The organism is Embleya australiensis (assembly GCF_051903075.1).
Classification (GTDB): Bacteria; Actinomycetota; Actinomycetes; order Streptomycetales; family Streptomycetaceae; genus Embleya.
Genome location: NZ_CP182423.1, coordinates 2,598,962 through 2,620,515, shown reverse-complemented (window position 1 = coordinate 2,620,515; position 21,554 = coordinate 2,598,962). Strand labels below are relative to the sequence as shown.

Below are 21,554 nucleotides of genomic sequence, written 5' to 3'. Positions count from 1 at the left end.
TGTCACCCGACTGGGCCTTGCGCCGCGTGTGTGCGGTTGGCCAGCGTGTAGGGGCGCGCGCGACTGGGACAAGTATCGCGTCGTGGCGAGCGGCCGACCCCCGTGGGCGTGTTCGTCCCGGCGGCGAGGACGCACGACGGCGACGGGAGTGTTGTGAGCGACCGCAACGGCAGCGGCAGGACGGGCGATGCGATCGTCCGGCTACGGATCCACCCGGCCATCGGCATCGCGCGTGTGGGCAACAGCACGCGCCCCGACGGCTGGTTCCTCGGTCCCGAGACGCCGAACCCACCGGTGTCCCCGGCGGGTTCGTTCAAGGATCCCGACGGCGCGATCAAGCGGCAGGCGGCTCGGTTCCGCCTTTACGGCTACACCGCCGACGGCCGGGTGGTGCGCGAGGTGACCACCGCCGACCCGGGCACCAGGATCACCTGGGGCGTGCACGTGGCCAACCGCAAGGCCGGCTGGTACGAGTTCCATCTGCCGCTGGACATCCCCGACTCCCGCGACCCGGCGGCCAAGCCGTCGGTGCGGCGCAACCCCCGGGTGGCCGACCGGGGTTCGCTGGTGATCGACCCCGGCCGCAAGACCCTCGACGCGGCGAGCGGCGCGACCGTGCCGTTCACCGGCGGCCGGTTCCTGGGCCGGGTCGACGTGCCGCTTGGCGAGATGCACGCGGACGAGGCGGGCCGGTTGGTGGTGCTCGGTGGGCACGGCACGTCCGGCTCCCCCGAACACACACCACTGGACTCGGTCACCAACAACGACGGTTGGTACGACGACATCTCCGACGGGCCGGTCACCGCGATGGTCACCGTCGACGGCATGCCGATCCCGGTGGATCCGGCGTGGGTGGTGGTCGCGCCGCCGAACTTCGCACCCGAGGTACGCACCCTGCGGACGCTGTACGACCTGCTCTTCGACGTGTTCGTCTCGACGGGGCAACTGCCGTTCCCGGACCGGGTTTCCTTCGGCGAGCACATCGAGCCGATCCTGCGCCGGTTCTGCGAACTCCAGTGGGTCAACGCGGGGTTCGCCGCGCAGTTCGGGTGGGCCGGCCCGGAGCACTTCCTCGATCCGGACAACCTGGCCCGGCTCGGGAGCCCGGCGGCCACGTATCGTGAGTTGCGCCGACAGGTGTACACGGCGCTGCGCGACTACGGCCGCGACGACAAGTCGCCGATGCCGTGGCCGTGGTTGTACGGGGACGGCATGGCGAGTGTGCCGCGCACGGTGCGGCAGTACATGACGTTGTCCCCGACCCAGGACCGGCTGCTGCTCGCGTGGTCGCGGGGCGAGTTCGATCCGGCGCCGTTCCCGGGCTACCCCGCGAGGGTGGAGGACGCGTCGCCGGCCGCGCAGCCCGGGTTGTTGGATCGGGCCGCACTGGACTTCTGTGTGGCCGACGCGTTCCATCCGGGGATCGAGGTGACCTGGCCGATCCGGCACGCGTCGATGTTCGCCGAGCCGTTCCGGATCCTGCCGCGTGCCGAGGGTGCGCCGGATCCCGACTACGGCGACACACTGACCCCGGACAAGGCGCTGGCCGCCGACGGGCCGTTGCACGCGCAGGGCCCGGGCGACCTGAGCCGTTGGATGGCGGTGCCGTGGCAGACGGACACCGCCGGGTGTCGGGCCGGGTACGAGTCGCAGGCCGGGCTCGGGCCGCGCTACGACCCGTACGTGCCCACGTTCTGGCCGGCGCGCGTGCCGAACCATGTGCTGAAGCAGAGCGACTACGAAAAAGTCAACCGCCCGGACGGCGACGGCTCGGTTGACCGCGAGGCCGCCTTCGCGCACCGCGTGGTGTGGTTGCGCGGCCTGACCGGGACCACCCCGCAGGAGCAGCGCCGGCAGATGGTGGACGGCTGGTACAAGCTGGGCATCGTCGAGACCCGCCCCTACACCGTCGACGACGGGCGTTTCCCGAAGGTGATGCAGGTCGAATCGACGCCCGAGCCGCCGTTCGATCAGGCCGCCGACACGCACAACCTGGTCAACGTGCACGTCCCGGCGCGGATGGAGGTCGAGACGGCGACCGCGGCCGTGGTCGAGGTGACCGGGCACGACCCGGCGGAGGTGACGGTGGGCTACGTCGACAACATCGACCCCTACCTGGACGCCCTGTGACCGGGGCCGGGGCGCCGCCCGGCCGTCGGCGCCACGACGTGATCGTGGCGGGCGGCGGTCCGGCCGGCGCCTCGGCCGCGATCACCCTGGCCCGGGCCGGTCGTTCGGTCCTGCTCGCCGACGCGGGTTCCGGGCCGCCGGCCATCGGCGAGGCGCTGCCGGCGGCCGCGGGGCGGTTGTTGGCCGACCTGGGCGTGGCGAAGCATGTACCGGGGCCGGGTCACCTGCCCTGCCACGCCACGCGGTCCGCGTGGGGTTCGGCGCACCCGGTCACGGTGTCGGGCATCGCCGACCCGTACGGATCCGGCCGGCACCTGGACCGCGCCCTGTTCGACGCACGGCTGCGCGAGGGCGCCCGGACGGCGGGCGCGGAGGTCGCCGAGCACACCCGGGTCGGCGCGCCGACGCGGCGACCCGACGGCACGTGGTCGGTACCGCTGCACCGCGGCGATCGGCACGAAGTCGCGCTCTGCGACCGACTCGTGGACGCGACGGGTCGTCGCGCGACCATCGCGACCGGCATCGGCGGCGCCCGCCGCCGAACCCGGGACGCGCTGGTCGCGCTGCACGTGACGCTGCCGAACGTCCCCGCGTCGTACACCGACACAAGCACCCTGGTCGAAGCGGCCCCCGACGGCTGGTGGTACACCGCCCTCGTCCCCGGCAGCCGACTCCTCCTCGCCTACTTCACCGACGCCGACGCACCAACTCACGGGGCCGGCAGGGACGTCGCCTTCCGCGCCCACCTCGCCGAGACCACCCACACCGCCGCCCGAGTGGCCGCCGTGCCCTTCCCCCGCGACCTGGCCCCACGCCGCGCCCCCGCCCACAGCGCGCACCTGGACCGCGTCGTCGGCGACGGCTGGATCGCGGTCGGCGACGCCGCCGTAGCCTTCGACCCACTCTCCTCCCAGGGCATCCTCACCGCCCTGTACACCGGCCTGACCGCCGCCGAGGCACTCCACGCGAGCCTGGCGGGCGACCCGAACGCCCTCGACGTATACCGGGATCGCATCACCGCCCTGCTCGACGCCTACCACCGCAACCACAGCGACGCCTACGCCGTCGAACAACGCTGGGCCGACCGTCCCTTCTGGCGCCGACGCCAATCCGCGGGCCGGGTCGCCGGCCGTTGTTGACTGATGTGTACAGAACTGGTTAGCGTCCTCTCATGAGCAGGCCACGCGAGTTCGACGACCAGGCCGTCATCGACGCCGCGATGGCGGTGTTCTGGGAGAAGGGCTACGAGGCGACCACCACGCAGGACCTGTGCGCCCGCACGGGACTCGGCCGGGGCAGCCTGTACAACGCGTTCGGCAGCAAACACCGGCTGTACGAGGAGTCGGTGCGCCGCTACGGCCGCACCCTGGCCGAGGCGCAGGTGGCGATGCTGGCCGAGCCGGGCGGCTCGGTCCGGGAGCGACTGCGGGACCTGCTGCTGGGGATGATCGAGCTCGACCTGGCCGACCCCGGCCGGCGCGGCTGCCTGGCGCTCAACGCCGCGACCGAGCCGAGCGGGCGCAGCGAGATGGTCGCGGACCTGGTGCACCGACAGTTCGTCGACCTGGAGCAGGCGCTCTGCCACCTGATCACGATCGGCCGGGCCACGGGCGAGCTGACCGGCGACCGGCCCGTACTCCAGGTGGCCCGGACCTTCCAAAGCACGTATTACGGCCTGCGCACACTCGCCAAGGTCACCGACGACCGCGCCGCACTCCTCGATGTCGTGGAGGGGGCCGTGGCGGCCCTGTAGGCAGGGCGGGAATCGATCCCGAGTCCGTACAACCACGGCTCGGCCTCGGCATGCCCATTTTCTGTACTGCTCAGTAAAAAATAACACTCGCATAACCCATCAAAACCCACACACATTCACCACGGGGAAACCAAATATGCGCTCGATACGACCCGACGTCCCACCCGCCGTACTGGCCCTGATGTTGTGCGTGTTCGGCGTCACCACCGGCGAGTTCGTGATCGCCGGCATCCTGCCCGATGTCGCCGACGACATGGACGTGTCGATCTCCGCGGCCGGGCTGCTGGTGACCGCGTACGCCGTCGGCATGATCGTCGGCGGTCCGGTGCTGACCGCGCTCACCGCCCGGGCGCAGCGCAAGCCGCTGATCACCGTGCTGCTCACGATCGTGGTGGTCGGGAACCTGGCCTCGGCGCTCGCCCCGAACTATCCCGTCCTGTTCGCGGCGCGCATCGTCACCTCGCTGGTCACGGCCACCTTCTTCGCCAACGCGATCGTGATCGCCGCGTCCACGGCGGCGCCCGGCAAGCAGGCGTCCACGGTGTCCACGCTGGTCTTCGGGATGAACCTGTCGATGATCCTGGGCGCGCCGCTGGGCACGCTGATCGGCAACACGTTCGGCTGGCGGTCCACGTTCGTCGCCATCGCGGCGTGCTGTGCGCTGGGGCTGGCTCTGGTGTGGCGGCTGGTTCCGGACGTACGCGGCGCCGTGTCGGCGGGCTCGGCGGTCGCCGAACTGCGGGTGTTCCGCAGCCCGGACGTGCGGTGGGCGATCGCCGTCACCGCCGTCGCCAACGCCGGACTGCTCGCCGTCTTCACCTACTTCGCGCCGCTGCTCACCGATGTCGCGCACTTCGCGGAGGGATCCGTACCGATCCTGCTGCTGACGTACGGCGTGGGCGCGGCGGTCGGCAACATCGTCGGCGGGCGGCTCGCCGACCGCGCCCCGATGCGCACCCAGATCGGCCTGTTGACCGCGCTCGCCGCGACCCTGGTCCTCATGTGGGCGACCGCCGGCAGCCGCGTGCCCACCGCGATCCTGGTCTTCGCCATCGGCGCCCTCGGCTTCGCGGTCATCCCCGGCATGCAGACCCGCGTCCTGACCACCGCCTCCTCCGCCCCCACCCTGGCCATGGCCGTCAACGCCTCCGCCTACCAACTGGCCGCCGCCCTCGGCGCCTGGCTCGGCGGCCGCACCGCCGACGGCCCGGGCCTACGCGCCATCTACCTCCTGGCCGCGATCATCACCACCGCGGGCATAGCCACCAGCACCTACGCCCACCACCGCTCCCAAATTCCCGAGCCGGCCCAAGCCCCCTGACCCGCTCACTCGTTCGGGGGAGCCGCCCGGGTTCCTGCCCCGACTCCGAGATCTCTGCGTAGGTTCAACCCGACGACAGCACACCGGCCCGGTTGATGGCCTCACGGGCCGTCGGCGGTTAATCATGGGCGCATGACGCGACGCGAGCCACAGGAACGGAGGCCACCGATGTCGACGGTGACCGAACGTGCAGCCGGCGAGCCGGAAGACGGTCGATACACCGTCGTCATCGCACGGTCCTTCGGCAAGCGCGTCCACCTCCCCGCGCCGGTCGACCTGACCATCGACACGGATCGCCTTCTGAACATGGTTCGCTGACCGACCCTCTGTGGTGGGCCCGAGTCGGGCCCACCACCGGCGGTCGGGTCAGGCGTTCGGGGACTCGCGTACGCTGCGGGGGCGCATGTCGGTCCAGACCTTGTCGATGTGGGCCAGGCAGTCCTCGCGGGGGCCGGTGAAGCCTTCGGGGCGCCAGCCGGCCGGGATGTCGCGGTCGGTGGCCCAGACCGAGTACTGGTCCTCGTCGTTGATCACTACACGGCACACACGCGTGGGTTCGTCGTCGGTGGTCATGCCTTCTCCGATTCGAGGTGGGCCGGGTTGGGCCCGGTGGATGGGGTCTTGGTGCGCTTGCGGCGTTCCTCGATGCCGATCAGGTCGTCCGGCATGGCGTCGGGGACCTCGTCGTCGAAGCGCGAGATCACCCGGTGTCGGAACGAGGCGAGGGCCAGCAGGATCATCGCGGACGCGCAGATCAGGTACAGGAACCCGGTGCCGCGCCCCTCCCCCACGCCGATCACCCGGCCGACGCTGGAGGCGAGCGCGCCGTCCGGACGCAACAGCGGTTCGAGCAGATGCACGGACAGCGGCGCGATCACCCCGAAGCCCAGCGGAAGGGTCGACCACGCCACCATCGTGTTCAGCGCGATCACTCGGCCGTGGAACCGCTGCGGCACCTTGACCTGGATGATCGTCGCGTAGATGCCGTTGAGCAGCGACAGGCCGAAGAACACCCCGAAGAAGGAGACCCCGACCAGCACCGGCGAGGGCCGCAGCCCTGCCAGGAACGCGAACACCGCGATGAGCATCGTGGCGACCAGGATCCCGTGCATCCGCCGATGCCGCGGCCCGCCCCACACGCCCATGGCCAGCCCGCCGAGCAGCGCACCCGCCCCGGCCGCCATGCCGACCGCGCCGGCGGTGTGTACCGAGCCGAACGACAACACCAGTGGCGTCATCAGCACCAGCATCGGCGCCAGGAAGACGTTCAGCAGCGCGAAGTAGAGCAACATCGTGCGAAATCCCGCGTGCCCCATCGAGTAGCGCACCCCGTTGGCGATCTCCTTGACCATGCTCTCGCGTCGGGTCTGCGCCATCGTGTCGGGGAACGGCACGAACGCCACCACCGTCACCGCGATCACGAAGGTGCCGATGTCGATCAGCAGGATCCCGCCGAGCCCGATGCCCGCGAGCAGCGCCACCGCGATCAGCGGCACCACCAACTGGGCCAGCCCGGTACTCATTTGCACGATCCCGTTGGCGTGTCCCAGGTAGCGCTTGGGCACCAGTTGCGGCACCGCCGAGTTGTAGGCCAGTCGTTGGAACGTCGCGGTCAGCGACAAAACCACGAGCAGGCCGTACACCGCGCCCACTCCCAAATGGCCCGCCCACAAAAGCAACGCCATCGTCACCTGCACCAGACCCGCCACGCAGTCCGCGGCCAACATCACCGACCGGCGGCTGTTGCGGTCCACCACCGCGCCCGCGAGCGGCGCCACCACGATGCCCGGCACCAGGGCCAACACCGAGAACAGCGCGAACTGGGTGAGCGAATCGGTGCGCAGGTAGATCCAGATCGGGATGGCGAACTCGGTCAGCGCCGACCCGGTGATGGAGGCGAGCTGCCCGAGCGCCACCGCCATGAAGCGGCCCATGCTCGGCCGCACCGCCGACCGACCCGCGGTCTTCACCTCCGCCGCCGAGCCCGACCCCGAACCCGGCACCGACTCGGCCACCGAGCCCGCTTCGGCCCCGGAGACCCCGTGCAGCCACCAGCTCGCGTCCTCGCCGCGCGCCGCCCGGGTCAGCGGCTCGGTACGCTCCCGCGCCACCGCCTCATGCGTCGCCGTGACGATCTCGGCCAACTCCTCGGCCCGGTACCGCAGGAAGTAGTGCCCCGCCTCGTCGATCACCACCAACGCCGTGGCCGAGGCCATGAAGTGCCATTCGCGGTAGCGCTCCTGATAGAACTCGGTACTCGGGTCACGCTCGCCGATCACCGAAATCACCGGCGCGGCCAGCGGCGGCAGGTCCTGGGCCATGCGCTTGGTGAAGTACGCCTCCGAAGTCAGCCCGTCCTTGCGCATGTTGCGGATGATGAAGCCCACCTGCTCCTCGTCCAGGTCGCCGAGGTCGGCGCCCATCGAGGTCAGCCAGTTCAGATGCACCCGGTCCCCGCGCAGCCGCTCCAGACCGGCGAATCGGGTCAACGCGCCGAGCACACCGCCCTCGGGCCGGGCGAACGGGAAGATCGCGCCCAGGTACACCGCCTCCAAGCGGCGCCCGGCCTGTTCCAGGAGATACGCGATCTGCGCGGTGAGCGCGCTGCCCACTCCGCAGTGCCCGTACAGCGCCAACGGCCCCTCGACTCCGGCCAGGATCTCGTCCGCACACTCCCGCGCGACCTCCTCGATCGGTCTGGGCGCCTCCGGCATGGACAGGTCGTGGCCGGGAATCGCCACCGAGTACAGCGCGTGCCCCGCCGGCAGCGCGTCCGCCAACGGCTGGTAGACCACCGCACTGCCGCCGCCGTACGGCACGCACACCAGCGACAACACCCGCTGCCCGACCGGAATCGGCCGGGTCAACTCGTGCAGCAGCGACCGTGGTTCGTCCGCACCGACCGGGCGTTCGAGCAGTTGCGCCAGTTCGCGGATGGTCCGGTGCTTGAACAGTTCGAGCAGCGACACCTGCCGACCGCCGGGCGGCAACACCTTGCGCAGCCGGGCCAACACCTGCATGGCGAGCAGCGAGTGGCCACCGAGTTCGAAGAAGTCGTCCGTCACGCCCACCGACGCGAGTTCGAGGACACCGGTCCAGATCTCGACGAGTGTTTCCTCGAGTTCGCTCGCGGGCGGCACGCGCTCACCCCCACCCGCGCCCTCGGCCGTGTCGGGTTCGGGCAGCAGCGCCCGATCCACCTTGCCGTGCGCCTTCAGCGGCAGCCGGTCCAGCCACACGAAGCGAGACGGCACCATGTACTCGGGCAGTCGCAACAACAACGCGCGCCGCAGGTCCGCTCCGGCGGGGCACTCACCCGACAGGGCCGACGCGTCCCCGTCCTCCTCCGGTGGCACCAGATACGCGATCAGCCGCTGCGCGCCGGCCGGACCGCGCGGGTCCACCACGGCCTGCGCAATGCCCTCCTGTGCCCGCAACGCCTCCTCGATCTCGGCGGGTTCGACCCGGTAGCCGCGAATCTTGATCTGCTGGTCGCCGCGCCCCAAGAACTCGATGTCGCCGTCGGGCAGATACCGGCCCAGATCGCCGGTGCGGTACAGCCGCCCGCCCGGCGGCCCGAACGGGTCGGGGACGAACCGGTCGGCGGTGGCTCCGGGTTGGCCCAGATAGCCCCGGGCCAGCCGCTCGCCGCCGATGTGGATCTCCCCGGTGACCCCGATCGGCACCGGCTCCAGATGCGCGTCCAACAGGTACACCCGCGCGTTCGGCAGCGGCCGGCCGATCGGCGTCACGGTCGAGGTCACCGTGTCGTCGGGCCGGACCCGGTAGGTGGTCACCCCCACCGTGGTCTCCGTGGGCCCGTAGTGGTTGACCACCGCACAACCGCCCAGCGCGGCCAGGTCCCGGGTCCACTCCCACGACGAGCCCTCGCCGCCCAGGATCAACAACCGCCGGGGCAACAGCGGTTCGGTGCCGACCTCGGCGGCGAGCCCGGCCAGGTGCGAGGGCGTCATCTTGAGGTAGTCGACCGGATGCCGGGCCAGATAGTCGGCGAACTCGGCGCCGGACAACCGCTTGGGCATCAGGTGCAGTTCGCCGCCGGTGGTCCAGGCCAGGTACAGCGCGGTGATCGCGAAGTCGAAGGACAACGACTGGGCCAGCCCGTACACCGACCCGGGCACCACCTCGAACCGCTCGCGCACCCCCTCCAGATAGGCCAGCGCCTCCCGGTGCTGGACCGCGACCCCCTTGGGACGCCCGGTCGAACCGGACGTGTAGATCACGTAGGCCAGATTCCCCGGCCGCGCCGTACCCGGCACCGGATCCGCGCTCTCCGCCTCGATCACGGCCCGTTCACGGTCGACCAAGACCACCGCTCCGGTGTGGCCCACCGTGCGTTCCCGCAGCGCGGTGTCGGTCACCACCACTCGCACCGCCGAGTCGGTGAGCATGAACGTCAGCCGCTCCACCGGCTGTTCCGGGTCCAGCGGCAGATAGGCCGCGCCCGCCTTGAGCACGGCGAGCACCGCCACCGCCAGGTCCAGGGACTGCTCCAGGCACAGCGCGACCGGCGTCTCCGGCCCCGCACCGGCCGCCCGCAACCGCCGGGCCAGCCGATTCGCGCGCGCGTCGAGTTCGCCGTAGTCGAGCGTGTCGCCCTGGTGGGTCACCGCCGGCGCACGCGGATCCCGGGCCACCTGCGCCTCTATCGCCCGAGCCAGCGTGGTGTGTTCGGACAGCGGACGAGCCGTGTCGTTCCACTCGGTGAGCAACCGCGCCCGCTCGGCCGCGCCAAGCAGGTCGATCCGGGACAGCGGGACGTGCGGATCGGCGACCACCGACCGCAACAGCGTGGCCAGATGCCCGGCCAGCCGTTCGACCGTGGCCGCGTCGAACAGGTCGGTGTTGTAGGTCATCAGCCCATGCATCCCGGTGCCGACCTCGAACACGAACAGGCTCAGATCGAAGCGGGTCACCCGGGAATCGGCGGTGAACCAGTCGTGTGCGAGACCGGTGAAGCCGTGCTCGCCACGCCCGTAGTTCTGGAGCGCGAAGGTGACCTGGAACAGCGGCGTCCGGGAGACGTCGCGCGCCACGTTCTGCCCGCGCACCACCTGATCGAACGGCAGATCCTGGTGGGCGTAGGCATCCAGGCTGCTCTCCCGTACCCGGCCCAGGAGTTCGGCGAAGGTCGGATCACCCGCCAGTGGTGCCCGCATGGCCAGCATGTTGACGAACATGCCGATCATCGGCTCCAGATCCGGATGCGGACGCCCCGCGATCGGCGAGCCGACCGCGAAGTCGGTTTGCCCGGCGTGCCGGGACAACACCGCCTGCCATGCCGCCAGCAGCGTCATGTACTGCGTGGCACCGTGGGCCCGCCCCAGCGCGGTGACCGCGTCGCACAGCTCCGGGTCGAGTACGAACGAGTGCCCGTCCCCGGAGAACGTCTGCTGCGGCGGGCGGGGCCGGTCGGTGGGCAGGGCGAGCGTACCCACGCCCGCCAATCGTTCGCGCCAATAGGCGGCGGCACGCTCGCCCTCGGCGCCGCCGAGCCGCCGCTGCTGCCAGGCCGCGTAGTCGCCGTACCGCACCGCCGGTGCCGACAGCGGCGATTCGAGCCCGGCGACGAACGCGTTGTAGTCCGTCATGAGTTCGTTCACCATCAGGTGCACCGACCAGCCGTCGCCGACCAGATGGTGCAGCACCACGACCAGGATCGTGTCGTCGCGGTCCAGCCGCACCAGCGCGGCCCGGAACAGCGGGGGCACCTCCAGGTCGAACGGTCGGGCGAACTCCTCGCCCACGAGCGCCGCGGCCCACCGCTCGCGCCCCCCGAGATCCAGGTCGAGGGGCGCGCTGCGCCGAGTCACGGGGACCGGCGCCGGCGGGTGCACGGTCGCGGTCGGGTGACCGTCGGCGCTGGTCCCGAACGTGGTGCGCAGGCTGTCGTGCCGGGCAAGCAGCCCGGTCAACGCCCGCTCCACCGCAGCCTCGTCCAGCGGCCCGCGCAGCCGCAGCGCGAAGGGGATGGTGTAGGCGGCGGTGCCCGGTGTCAGGTTCTCCATGAACCACAGCGGGATCTGCGCCGAGGACAGCGGAATCTCGGCCTCGTCCGGCAGCCGGGGAATCGACGGCGGCGCCACCGCCGTCGACCGGCGCAACCGCTGTTCCAGCAGGGCCCGCTTCGCGGCGGACAGGCCGCCCGCCCGGGTCGGGGGTGAAGTGAGCGTCATCGCGGGTCCCCCGTCTCGGTTGCGTCCAGCACCAGTCGTTCGGCGTCCGCCTCGGACAGCTCGTCCAGTTCGACCATCAGCAGTTCCTCGATCGCCGCGGCCAGACCGGCCACGGTGGGATCGGCGAACAGGGTCCGGATCGGCACCGCGAGTTCGATCGCGGCGCCGAGTCGGGCCACCGCCCGGGTGGCCAGCAACGAATGGCCGCCCAGTGCGAAGAAGTCGTCCAGCGCGCCGACCCGGGACACTCCGAGCACCTCACCGAAGGTCTCCGCGACCAGCTCCTCGGCGCTGCCGCGCGGAGCCACGAACGAGGCTTCGGGTATGGCGTGTCGCTCGGGCGCGGGCAGCGCGGCCCGGTCCAGCTTGCCGTTCGGGGTGAGCGGCAACCGGTCCAGCGTCACGAACGCCGCGGGCACCAGATGGGCCGGCAGCGTGCGGCCCAGCGCGGCCCGCAGCCGCGCCGCGTCCGGCACGGGCATCGACCCGGCCGCCTCCGGTACCACGTAGGCGACCAGCCGTCGATCGCCCCGCTCTTCCCGGACCACCACCACCGCCTGCCCGATGTCCGGCCGCGCCACCAGGGCCGCCTCGATCTCGCCGAGTTCGATCCGGTAGCCGCGCAGCTTGACCTGGTGGTCGTCGCGGCCCAGGAACTCCAAGGCCCCGTCGGGTCGCAGCCGGGCGCGGTCGCCGGTGCGGTAGAGCCGGGCCCCGGGCCGCCCGTACGGGTCGGGCACGAAGTGGCGTGCGGTCAGGGCTGGTCGGCCGAGATAGCCGCGCGCCAACCCGGTTCCGCCGATGCACAGTTCGCCGGCGACCCCGATCGGCACCGGTTCCAGGTGCCGATCCAGCACATGCACGCGGGTGTCCGCGAGCGGGCGGCCGATCGGCGGCCTGGAACCGTCCCAGGCCCCGGCCGCACCTCCGGCCAGGTCCGCCGCGGTGGCGATGACCGTGGCCTCGGTCGGACCGTACGTGTTGACCACCTCGATCCGCTCGCCGAACACCTCGGACCAGCGCCGCATCGAGGCGGCGTCGGCCTGATCGCCGCCCAGGATCAGCAGCCGCAGGGTCTTTGGCCAGGCCAAGCCCGGTGTCAGGGCCACGAGTTCGTGCCAGTAGGACGTCGGCAGGTCGAGCACGGTCAGCGTGCGCCCGGCCGCGGTGCCGAAGAAGTCCGGCAACAACCCGTCGGCGGGGGCGAGCACGAGCGTGGCGCCGCCGAGCAGGCTCGGATACAGCTCCTCGACGTGCGTATCGAAGCCGAACGAGGCGAACTGCAACACCCGGTCGCCCGGACCGCTCCGATACCGCTCGCGCATCCATGCCACCCGACCCGCCAGCGCCTCCCGGGTGATCGGGGTGCCCTTGGGTCGGCCGGTGGAGCCGGACGTGTAGATGATGTAGGCGAGATGGTCGGGACCTGCGATCCGGGCGGGCGGCTCCGCTCCGGTATCCCCAGGCGGATCCGCGTCGACCTCGTCCAGCAGCGACACCGGCAACTCGCCGCCTGCGAACCGATCGGCGAACCGCGCCCGGCACAAGACGCGTTCCGCTCCGCCGTCGGACAGCATCCACCCGATCCGCTCGGTCGGCAACGTCGGGTCGATCGGCAGATACGCGCCACCCGCCTTCAGTACGGCCAGCAGCGCGACAACCGTCTCGATCGAGCGTTCGGCGCAGACCGCGACCACCGTGTCCGGTCCGGTGCCGGCCCGGCGCAACACCCCGGCCAGCCGGTTCGCGCGGGCGTCGAGGTCGGCGTAGTCGACCCGGGTGTCGCCCGACTCGACGGCGACCGCATGCGGGGTGCGCAGCGCCTGTACCTCGAAGGCCACGACCGGGTCGGGGCATTCGCCGCCGGTCGGCCCCATCGCACCCGCCAGCACCCGCACCCGCTCCGCCGCCGACAACAGCGGCAGCCGGGACAGCGGGGTGTCCGGATGCGCGACCGCGCCCGCGAGCAGGGTCTCGAAGCAGCGGGCCAGTCGGGTGATGCTCTCGGGAGCGAAGCGGTCGGTGTTGTACACGAACTCGGTGACCAGCTCGTCGCCTTCCGGCCAGACCTCCAGCGCCAGATCGAACTTGGCCTGCCGGAAGCCCGATTCGAACCCCTCGGCGGCGACCCCGGCCAGACGCAATCCGGCTCCGGCCGGTGGGCGCAGGGTCAGCATGGTCTGGAACACCGGTGGGCTGTCCGGGTCGCGGTCCACGTCCAGCGCGCCGAGCAGCCGCTCGAACGGTACGTCCTGATGCTCGTACGCCTGGAGAGCCACCGTGCGGGTGCGGCTCAGGAAGTCGCGGAAGGACGGGTCACCGGCCGTACTTCCGCGCAGGACCAGGGTGTTCAGGAAATATCCGACCAGCGGCTCGTAGTCCTCCTCGTCCCGACCCGCCAGCGGCGAGCCGACGCAGACGTCCTCCTGGTCGCAGTAGCGGGCGAGCAGGGTCTGGTATCCGGCGAGCAGGGTCATGTAGAGGGTGACCCGTTCGCGCCGGGCGAGTTGTTCGATTCCGATGCGCAGCGATGCCGGAAGGTGGTGGGTGACCGTACCGCCGTGCCCGGACTCGGTGTCGGTGCCGCTGCCCCGGGGCCGATCGACCGGCAGGTCCAGGGTCGGCGCACCGGCGAGTTGCCGGGTCCAGTAGGTCAGTCGTTCCTCGAAGCCGGGCTCGTCGAGGAGTTCGTGTTGGCGCCGTACGTAGTCGCCGTAGGTCAGCGGCAGCGGGGTCAGCGGCGAGGGGCGCCCCTCGGTGAACGCCGCGTAGAGAGCCGCCAGTTCCTCGTCGATCACGTTCATCGACCAGCCGTCGGCGACGATGTGGTGCAGGGCCAGGCACAACACGTGATCCCGGCCGGCGGAGTCCAGGTGCAGCAGGCTCGCCGCGAACAGCGGGCCCCGGGCCAGGTCGAACGCACGGTTCGTGCGTTCGGCGACCAGATCGCGGGCGCGTTGTTCGCGCTCGGCCGGGGCGCCGTCGACCCGCACACGCTCCAGGACGAACGTCCCGGGCGCGCCGATCACCTGGATCGGTACACCGTCCTCGTCGGGGAAGGTCGCGCGCAGGCTGTCGTGCCGGTCGACCAGTTCGCACAGGGCGCGGTCGAGGGCGGCGACGTCGAGCGGGCCGCGCAGACGGTGGACCTGGAACATGTTGAACGCCGCGTCGCCGGGGTTGATCCGGTCGAGCAGCCACAGCCGTTCCTGGCCTGCGGACAGCGGGATGCGCCGCGTTGGGCGGGACGCGGACGGGTCGGCGGTCCGGTCCGGCAGCGTCAACGGGTGCGGGTCGTGGCTTCGGGTCGGGTTGTTCATGGCCGCCGCTCGCTTCGCATCGCGGAAACCGCGCTGGTGAGTCCGGAGATGGTCGGGGTTTCGAAGAACACGTGCAGCGGTACGTCGACGCCGAGGCGTTTGCGGATCCGCGCGCCGATCCGGGTGACGGTCAGCGAGTGACCGCCCAGGTCGAACAGGTCCTCGTCGGGACGGATGTCGTCCAGGCCGAGCACTTCGCGCCAGATCGCGGTGATCTCGGCGGCGGGCCCGGTATCGGCGGAGGTGTCAGCCGCGTCGACCGGGTCCGGTTCGACCGCCCGCAGGCGCGGCGGCGCGGGCAGCGCGGCCCGGTCCAGCTTGCCGTTGGGGGTCAGCGGCAGGCGCTCCAGCGGCACATAGACGCCGGGTACCAGGGCCCGGGGCAGCGTCGCGGCCAGATGCACGCGCAGTTCGGCCGCGCTCGGCATGGCGGCGCCGCGCGGGACCAGGTAGGCGACCAGGAGCGGCCCGTCGGCACCGTCCCCACGCACCGTCACGGCCGCCGCCGCGATGCCCTCGTGGTCGAGCAACGCGCCCTCGATCTCGCCGAGTTCGACCCGATGGCCGAGGATCTTGACCTGGTGGTCGTCCCGGCCCAGGAACTCGATCCGGCCGTCGTCGCGATACCGGGCCAGGTCACCGGTGCGGTAGAGGCGGGCGCCGGGCGGGCCGTACGGGTCGGGCCCGAAGCGGTCGGCGGTGACGCCCGGCAACCGGCGGTAGCCCCGGGCCAGCCCGTCGCCGCCGATGTACAGGTCGCCCGCGACGCCGACCGGGGTGGGGGTCAGGTGTCGGTCCAGGACGTACATCCGGGTGTTGGCGATCGGGCGGCCGATCGTCACCTCGTCGTCGTCCGGGCCGATCTCGGCGGTGCTGGACCACACCGTGGTCTCGGTCGGCCCGTACGCGTTCACCAGGCGGCGGGCCCGGCGGCGCAACTCGTCTGCGAGCGGCACCGGCAGCGGTTCGCCGCCGGTGACGGCGAACACCGCCGGCTCCTCGAAGCCCGCGTCGAGCAGCATGCGCCAGCCGGACGGGGTGGCCTGGACATGGGTAACCCGTCGACCCCGGATCAACCGGAGCAGCGCCCGGCCGTCCCGGGTCTCCCCGTCCTCGGCGAGCACGAGTCGCCCGCCCGTGATCAGCGGCACGTACAGCTCGACCGCCGAGATGTCGAAGGATGCCGAGGTCAGGCCCAACCACACCGAGTTGGCGGCGCAGGCCAGGACCTCCCGCATCGAGGCGAGCAGGTTGCTGAGCGCGCGGTGTTCGATCTCCACGCCCTTCGGGCGGCCGGTGGAGCCGGATGTGGCCAGCACGTAGGCGAGTTCACCGGGCGTCGGTGGGGGTGCGGCCACCGGGTCGGGGCCGGCCGGGTCGATCACCGCCGTCCCGGTGAGGATCCCGTCGATCAGCAGCGCTTCGTCAGCATGACCGGCAAACCGGCCGAGCAGGTCGCGTTCGGTCAACAGGGCATCGGCGGCGCAGTCTTCGAGCACCATTGCCAGTCGGGCCGACGGGTATTCCGGGTCCAGCGGCAGATACGCGGCACCCGCCCGCAGCACCCCGAGCAGCGCGGTGGGCAGCGCGGCCGTGCGCCGCACGCAGACCGCGACCAGGTCGCCTCGGCCGATCCCGGTGCCCCGCAATCGCCGGGCCACCGCGTCGACGGCCGCGTCGAGTCGGGCATAGGTGAGCCGGGTCGCACCGCACTCCACCGCGATCGACTCGGGGGTACGGGCGGCCTGGTGAGCGAACTGTTCGGGCAGGGTGGCCGGTTCGACCTCCTTCCCGGTGTCGTTCCAGTCCCGCACCATACGTTCGCGCTCGTCGGCGCTCTGCAGGGCGAGGCGGGACAGCCGGGTGTCCGGGTCGGCGACGATCGCCCGCAGCAGGGTCCGGTAGTGGCCCGCCATCGCCGTCGCGGCGTCCTCGTCGAGCGCGTCGGTGGCGTAGTGCAGGTGCAGTGCGAGTCGATCCGGGTCGTCCAGGCACTGCATGTGCAGGTCGCCGCGCGCGGCGTGGTTGAACACGGTCCAGTCGATCGACACGGGCAGGCCCGCGAAGTCGGGCACCGAGGTACGGCGGCGATAGCTCATCGACACCGGCGCCAATGCCAGGCGCGGGGTCAGGCCGGTGACGACCCGGCCGAGCGGCACGTCGCGGACCGGGTACAGGTTGCGCAGGTCGGCCCGCAGCGCCTGGACGAAGGCGCGGAAGGTGAGGTCGGCGGACGGCGTGGTGCGGACGGGGAGTTCGTTGACGTAGGGACCCACCCGGTCGCGGCTGTGCGGGGTGCGGGTGCCCAGGTCGATGGCGACCGTGGCCTGTTCGTTGCCGTAGCGCCAGAGCTGGGTGTGCAGCGCGCCCAGGAGCAGCGCGAAGGTACTGACGCCGAGGAGTTCGGCGGTGGCGGCGACGGCCACGCGCAGTTCGTCGTCGACGGGGATCGGGACGGACCCGCCGATACCGCTGTCGATCGTACTGCGGCGGCGTCCGGGCAGGGTGACGACGGGTGGTTCACGCTCCTCGCCGGCGAAGCGGATCTCGGCCAGGCCGACCCGGCGCTCGGCCTCGGCCGCCTCGCGGGCGATACGCTCCGCGTCCTCCGACTCCTCCAGGTCCGGCAGATCGGGTTTGACACCGGTGCCGAACGCGGCGTAGTGCGCGGCCAGATCGCGGACGAGGATGTCCTTGGAGCCGCCGTCGAAGGCCAGGTGGTGGGCGACCACGAGCAGGGTGCGGTGTCCGGGGCCCGCGTCGACCAGGGTGAAGCGCACCAGCGGCCCGGTCTCCGGGTCGAACGGGCGCAGCGTCTCGCGGCGCAGCAACTCGGCCGCCGAATCGCTGCGTTGCGCCTCGGGCGTCTCGGTCAGGTCCTCGATCACCAGGTGCGCAACGGTGTCGGCGGGGACCAGCCACGGTTCCCCGTCGAGTTCGCGCAGCGCGCTGCCCAAGACCGGGTGGCGCACCACGACCGCGTCACAGGCGTGCGCCAGCGCGGCCCGGTCGAGGTCGCCGGTGAACCGGATGCTCAGCGGCATGTGGTGCGCGGTGCCCGTGGGTACCGCGAGTTCGGTGAACCGGATGCCGTGTTGCGCCGGGGACACCGGGGCTCGGCACGGGGATTCCGGCGGCAGGGATACCGGTCGGGTGGTGCGCATCAGCGGCCCTCCTGGGAGGCGGTGGGTGCGTGAACCAGTGCGGCGGTGTCCCCGAACACCGGCGCCTGGGGGTGGTCGAGCGCGAACTCGCAGGCCTCGACGAAGGCCTGGGCCAGGTCCTCGACGACGGACGGGGCGAACGCGCGGTCGTTGTACAGCAGCCAGCCGGCGATGGTGCCGTCGGGCTGTTCAGTCAGGGCCAGTTCGGGCACGCCCAGGTCAGGGCGGCCGTCCGGCGTGGGCCATTCGGCGTCCAACTGCCTGGGCAATTCGAAGGGTTCGGAGAGCAGGCCGAGGAAGTGCGCCTGGTTGCTCCAACTCTCGTAGCGCACCCAGGCCGCGTCCGGAAAGCGCGGGTAGAACTCGGCGAACGGGTAGCACTGGTGCTCGGTCGCGGCGAGCGCGGCGGTGCGGACCCGGTGGAGCAGGTCGTCGTACGACGGGTCGCCGCCCAGGTCGACCCGGATCAGCAGGGATTGCACGAGGCAGCCGATCAGGTTCTCGCTGCCGGGTCGGATCCGGCCGGGTACCGGTGACATCACCACGATGTCCCGGATGCCGGACGCCCGCGCCAGGACGCCCGTCCAGCACGCGGTGGCCACCATGAACGGCGTCGCGCCCCGCTCGCGGGCGGCTGTGCGCAACCGCTCGACCAGGTCGGCGGCAAGGCCGAAACGCACCGAAGCGCTGTGCAGCAGACCGGTGGCCGCGCGCCCGGGGAAGGGGTCGAGGGCGGCGGGCGCCCCGGCCAGGGTCGCCTCCCAGAACGGGCGGGTGCGCGGCCATTGCGCGCGGGCCCAGCCCAGGTGTTCCGAGCAGGTGGGCGTGGGCGGCGGGAGCGGAGCGGGCCGATCGGTGTGCAACGCCGAGTAGATCAGGGCGACCTCCCGCAGCAGGACGCCCATCGACCAGCCGTCGAACACCATGTGGTGCACCGCGAGGATCAGCACGTGGTCCTCGGGGTCGAGTTCGATCAGCAGGGCGCGCACGAGGGGTCCGTGTGCGAGGTCCCAGTGGTGTTCGCGTTCGGTGCCGGCGTGCTCGCGGGCGAACCGTTCGCGGTCGGCGTGCGTGGCGCCTTCGGCCCGGATCCGCCGCATCTCGGGTGGTAGTTCGGCGAGTACGACGGCGTCGGCGGTGCCGTCGGCGTAGTGGAAGACGGTGCGCAGCGCCTCGTGCCGGCGCACCACCTCGCCCAGGGCGGCCTCCAGGGTGTCGGGGTCGAGGGTGTCGGTGATCCGGATCCCCACACTGACGGGGCCGACGTCGCGCGGCTGGTCGGTGGCGTACATCCAGACGAAGAAGTTCTCCTGCTGCGAGCTGAGCGGCATGCGGACGACCGGCTCCTCGGCCGACTCGCGGCTCGCGGCCCCGGGCCACGTGCACGCCGGTTCCGCCGCCGTACTTACGCCTTCCGATTCCGTCCGGGCGGGTTCGGGTCGCGCACGGGCGGTGTCGATCCAGGCGGCCTGGGCGGCCAGTTCGGGTCGGTCGAAGGCGAGCGAGACGGGCACGTCGAGCGCGAACAGGCGGGTCGCGGCGGCGGCCAGCCGGGTCGCCTTGAACGAGTCCCCGCCCAGGGCGAAGAAGTTGTCGTCGGGACCGGCGCCGGGCGTGCCCAGCACTTCCGCCCACAGGCCGCCCACGGCGGTCTCCGTCGCGGTCCGGGGCGCACTCGGCCGCGCGGCGTCGTCCTCGGCCATCCGGGCCCGAAGTTCCGCCTTGACCACCTTGCCCGCCGGGTTCCGGGGCAGGGTGTCCAGGCGCAGGAATCGGGTCGGGATCTCGTGCCGGGCCAGGCGTTCGCGCAGGAACGCCCGCAGGTCGTCGGCGGAGACCTCGTCCCGCAGGACCAGCGCGGCGGCAACCATGGTGCCCATCACGGCGTGTGGCACGCCGAACACGGCGGCGTCGGCGACGGCCGGGTGTTCGTACAGCGCGGCTTCCACGGCGAGCGTGGCGACCTTGTTCGCGCCGGACTTGATCAGGTCGCTTTCCCGGTCGATCAGGTACAGGTAGCCGTCGGCGTCGAGTCGGCCGATGTCGCCCATCCGGATCCAGCCGTCGGTGAACACCCGGGCGTCCGCACCCGGGTCGCGGTAGTAGGTGCGCGAGGTGGTGGGCGAGTGCAGCCAGATCTCGCCGGCCTCGCCGGTCGGTACGGGTTCGCCGTCCGGGCCGACGATGCGCAGGTCGTCCAGCCCGGTGCCGCGCCCGACCGAGGTCGGCCGGTCGGGGTCGAAGACCATGGTGGTCTGGGCCGGGGCCGCCTCGGTCGAGGTGTAGGAGTTGACGATCACGGCGTCGGGGAAGATCTCGGTCAGGGCCAGTGCGGTGGCCGGCGGCAGTGCGGCGGCGGTCGAGCCGAAGAGTTGCACCGAGTCGAGGTCGTGCCGGGTCCAGGCCCGCGAGTCGACCAGGTCGGTCGCCATCGCGGGCACGGTGAACACGGTGCCGACCCGGTGGGCGGCGATCAGCGCGCAGAACTCCTCGGCGTCGAACGCCGGGGCGCACAGCGCGGTCGGCGCGGCGGTCAGCGCGTTGAGCAACATCGTCTGCCCGGCGTTGGTACCGATCGGAAACGCGTGCAGGAAGTGCTTCGAGTGCGCCAACTGCCGTCGTCGGGGCGCCGGTTCGAAACCGTGGGTGAGGTTGGCGTGGGTGGCGCCGACACCCTTGGGGGTGCCGGTGGTGCCGGAGGTGTAGAGGATCTGCGCGAGGTCGTCGGGATGCGGCTCGGCGAGGGCCGGGGGTTCGGCGGGTTCGAGAGGCTCGGCGGGATCCGGGGGTTCATGCGGATCGACGGCGTCCGGCGCCGGGAGTGCGGCCGGATTCGAGCGGCGCCGAGCGTGCGCGGCGGATTCGAGCGTCGTCGAAATCGCCGTCCAAGTACCGGTGTTCGGTGGCTCGATGTCGACGCCGTGCAGGACGCCGGCCGCCGCGCAGTGCGTGAGCAGGGCCTGCACGGCGGCGGTCGGCAGGCGTTCGGGCAGCGGTACGGCGACCGCGCCGGCCCGCTGGACCGCGCAGTAGGCGACCGCGTAGTCGGCCCATTCGCGACCGGCGAAGATCAGCGCGACCCGATCCCCCGCGCGTACCCCCCGATCGTGCAACTCGCGGGCCAGGGCGACGGATCGGCGCCACCAGTCGATGAAGGTCAGTCCGGTCCCGGAGTGGCCCGGGACCAGGATCGCGACGCGATGCGGGTCGAGGTCCGCGCGGGCTGCCAACAGGCCCGGCACGGTGCATCGATCCTCGGGACGCCCCGAACCGGATAACCCGGGCCGGACGTCGGGGGCGGTCACGGCGCGCCCCGCTTCGACGTCGCCGGGCACGGACGTGGTTGAGCTCTGCGCATGGTTCTTCTCCGGGGTAGGAGTGCAAAGTTCGGTACGCCGACGGAGCAGTGTCGGCTCACGCTCGAATGGGGCGGAATTGCCGTACGGGAACCACCGACGAGCCATGGAGCGATGACCGTCGGCGACGCGCCCAAGACTGTCAATGGACTAGACCAATGACAAGAGCCGTTCCGAATCCCGGACCACGTTCAAGGTGGAAAACCGGCCGGTCGCAGCGCCGGGAGGGCGCATCGACCACCCCCGGCTGCCCGTCGGGCCACGTGCGAACCACTCGATTCCGGCCCGGGAGCGGAGAATTCGCCTCGTTGCG

Annotated in this window: 10 protein-coding genes; 5 read left to right on the top strand and 5 right to left on the bottom strand. The window is 71.8% G+C overall.

What is annotated here, in order from left to right; all coding sequences use genetic code 11:
- The first annotated feature begins 153 nt into the window (after nucleotides 1–153).
- The 5 genes from ACMXN5_RS41650 to ACMXN5_RS41630 all read left to right on the top strand — a co-directional run bounded on the left by ACMXN5_RS41650 (nucleotide 154) and on the right by ACMXN5_RS41630 (nucleotide 5,522).
- Complete coding sequence (locus ACMXN5_RS41650; RefSeq protein ID WP_439680073.1) at nucleotides 154–2,130, top strand: LodA/GoxA family CTQ-dependent oxidase; 1,977 nt, start codon at nucleotides 154–156, stop codon at nucleotides 2,128–2,130.
- Nucleotides 2,127–3,269 (top strand): tryptophan 7-halogenase, encoded by a 1,143-nt coding sequence (locus ACMXN5_RS41645; RefSeq protein ID WP_439680072.1) that lies wholly within the window; start codon nucleotides 2,127–2,129, stop codon nucleotides 3,267–3,269. Before ACMXN5_RS41650 ends, ACMXN5_RS41645 begins: the two co-directional genes overlap by 4 nt.
- 32 nt (nucleotides 3,270–3,301) lie before the next feature.
- Nucleotides 3,302–3,883, top strand: a complete 582-nt coding sequence (locus tag ACMXN5_RS41640; RefSeq protein ID WP_439680071.1) for a TetR/AcrR family transcriptional regulator — start codon at nucleotides 3,302–3,304, stop codon at nucleotides 3,881–3,883.
- A 136-nt stretch (nucleotides 3,884–4,019) separates the two neighbouring features.
- Nucleotides 4,020–5,204: an MFS transporter gene (locus tag ACMXN5_RS41635; protein ID WP_439680070.1), complete on the top strand. Its 1,185-nt coding sequence runs from the start codon at nucleotides 4,020–4,022 to the stop codon at nucleotides 5,202–5,204.
- A 168-nt stretch (nucleotides 5,205–5,372) separates the two neighbouring features.
- On the top strand, nucleotides 5,373–5,522 hold the full coding sequence (locus tag ACMXN5_RS41630; protein ID WP_439680069.1) for a hypothetical protein: 150 nt from the start codon (nucleotides 5,373–5,375) through the stop codon (nucleotides 5,520–5,522).
- A gap of 48 nt (nucleotides 5,523–5,570) precedes the next feature.
- Here the strand turns inward: ACMXN5_RS41630 and ACMXN5_RS41625 are convergent, their stop codons facing one another.
- Genes ACMXN5_RS41625 through ACMXN5_RS41605 form a run of 5 tightly spaced genes read right to left on the bottom strand, consistent with a single transcriptional unit; the run spans nucleotide 5,571 to nucleotide 21,127 of the window.
- Nucleotides 5,571–5,777 carry an MbtH family protein gene (locus tag ACMXN5_RS41625; protein ID WP_439680068.1) on the bottom strand — a complete coding sequence of 69 codons (207 nt, stop codon included), beginning with the start codon at nucleotides 5,775–5,777 and terminating at the stop codon, nucleotides 5,571–5,573.
- Entirely contained in the window at nucleotides 5,774–11,401 is a 5,628-nt protein-coding gene (locus tag ACMXN5_RS41620; protein ID WP_439680067.1) for a non-ribosomal peptide synthetase/MFS transporter, read from the bottom strand. The genes ACMXN5_RS41625 and ACMXN5_RS41620 overlap by 4 nt, the downstream gene beginning before the upstream one ends.
- Nucleotides 11,398–14,721: an amino acid adenylation domain-containing protein gene (locus ACMXN5_RS41615; protein ID WP_439680066.1), complete on the bottom strand. Its 3,324-nt coding sequence runs from the start codon at nucleotides 14,719–14,721 to the stop codon at nucleotides 11,398–11,400. Before ACMXN5_RS41615 ends, ACMXN5_RS41620 begins: the two co-directional genes overlap by 4 nt.
- The gene (locus ACMXN5_RS41610) at nucleotides 14,718–17,885 is read right to left on the bottom strand and encodes a non-ribosomal peptide synthetase (protein WP_439680065.1); all 3,168 of its coding nucleotides are present in this window, start codon (nucleotides 17,883–17,885) and stop codon (nucleotides 14,718–14,720) included. The genes ACMXN5_RS41615 and ACMXN5_RS41610 overlap by 4 nt, the downstream gene beginning before the upstream one ends.
- The gene (locus ACMXN5_RS41605) at nucleotides 17,885–21,127 is read right to left on the bottom strand and encodes an AMP-binding protein (protein ID WP_439680064.1); all 3,243 of its coding nucleotides are present in this window, start codon (nucleotides 21,125–21,127) and stop codon (nucleotides 17,885–17,887) included. The genes ACMXN5_RS41610 and ACMXN5_RS41605 overlap by 1 nt, the downstream gene beginning before the upstream one ends.
- Between the last annotated feature and the right edge of the window lie 427 nt (nucleotides 21,128–21,554).

Bases quoted from the DNA above. Each gene is read 5' to 3' on its own strand.
- ACMXN5_RS41640 (WP_439680071.1), top strand. From the start codon at position 3,302: ATGAGCAGGCCACGCGAGTTCGACGACCAGGCCGTCATCGACGCCGCG.
- ACMXN5_RS41635 (WP_439680070.1), top strand. From the start codon at position 4,020: ATGCGCTCGATACGACCCGACGTCCCACCCGCCGTACTGGCCCTGATG.
- ACMXN5_RS41630 (WP_439680069.1), top strand. From the start codon at position 5,373: ATGTCGACGGTGACCGAACGTGCAGCCGGCGAGCCGGAAGACGGTCGA.
- ACMXN5_RS41625 (WP_439680068.1), bottom strand. From the start codon at position 5,777: ATGACCACCGACGACGAACCCACGCGTGTGTGCCGTGTAGTGATCAAC.
- ACMXN5_RS41620 (WP_439680067.1), bottom strand. From the start codon at position 11,401: ATGACGCTCACTTCACCCCCGACCCGGGCGGGCGGCCTGTCCGCCGCG.
- ACMXN5_RS41615 (WP_439680066.1), bottom strand. From the start codon at position 14,721: ATGAACAACCCGACCCGAAGCCACGACCCGCACCCGTTGACGCTGCCG.
- ACMXN5_RS41610 (WP_439680065.1), bottom strand. From the start codon at position 17,885: ATGCGCACCACCCGACCGGTATCCCTGCCGCCGGAATCCCCGTGCCGA.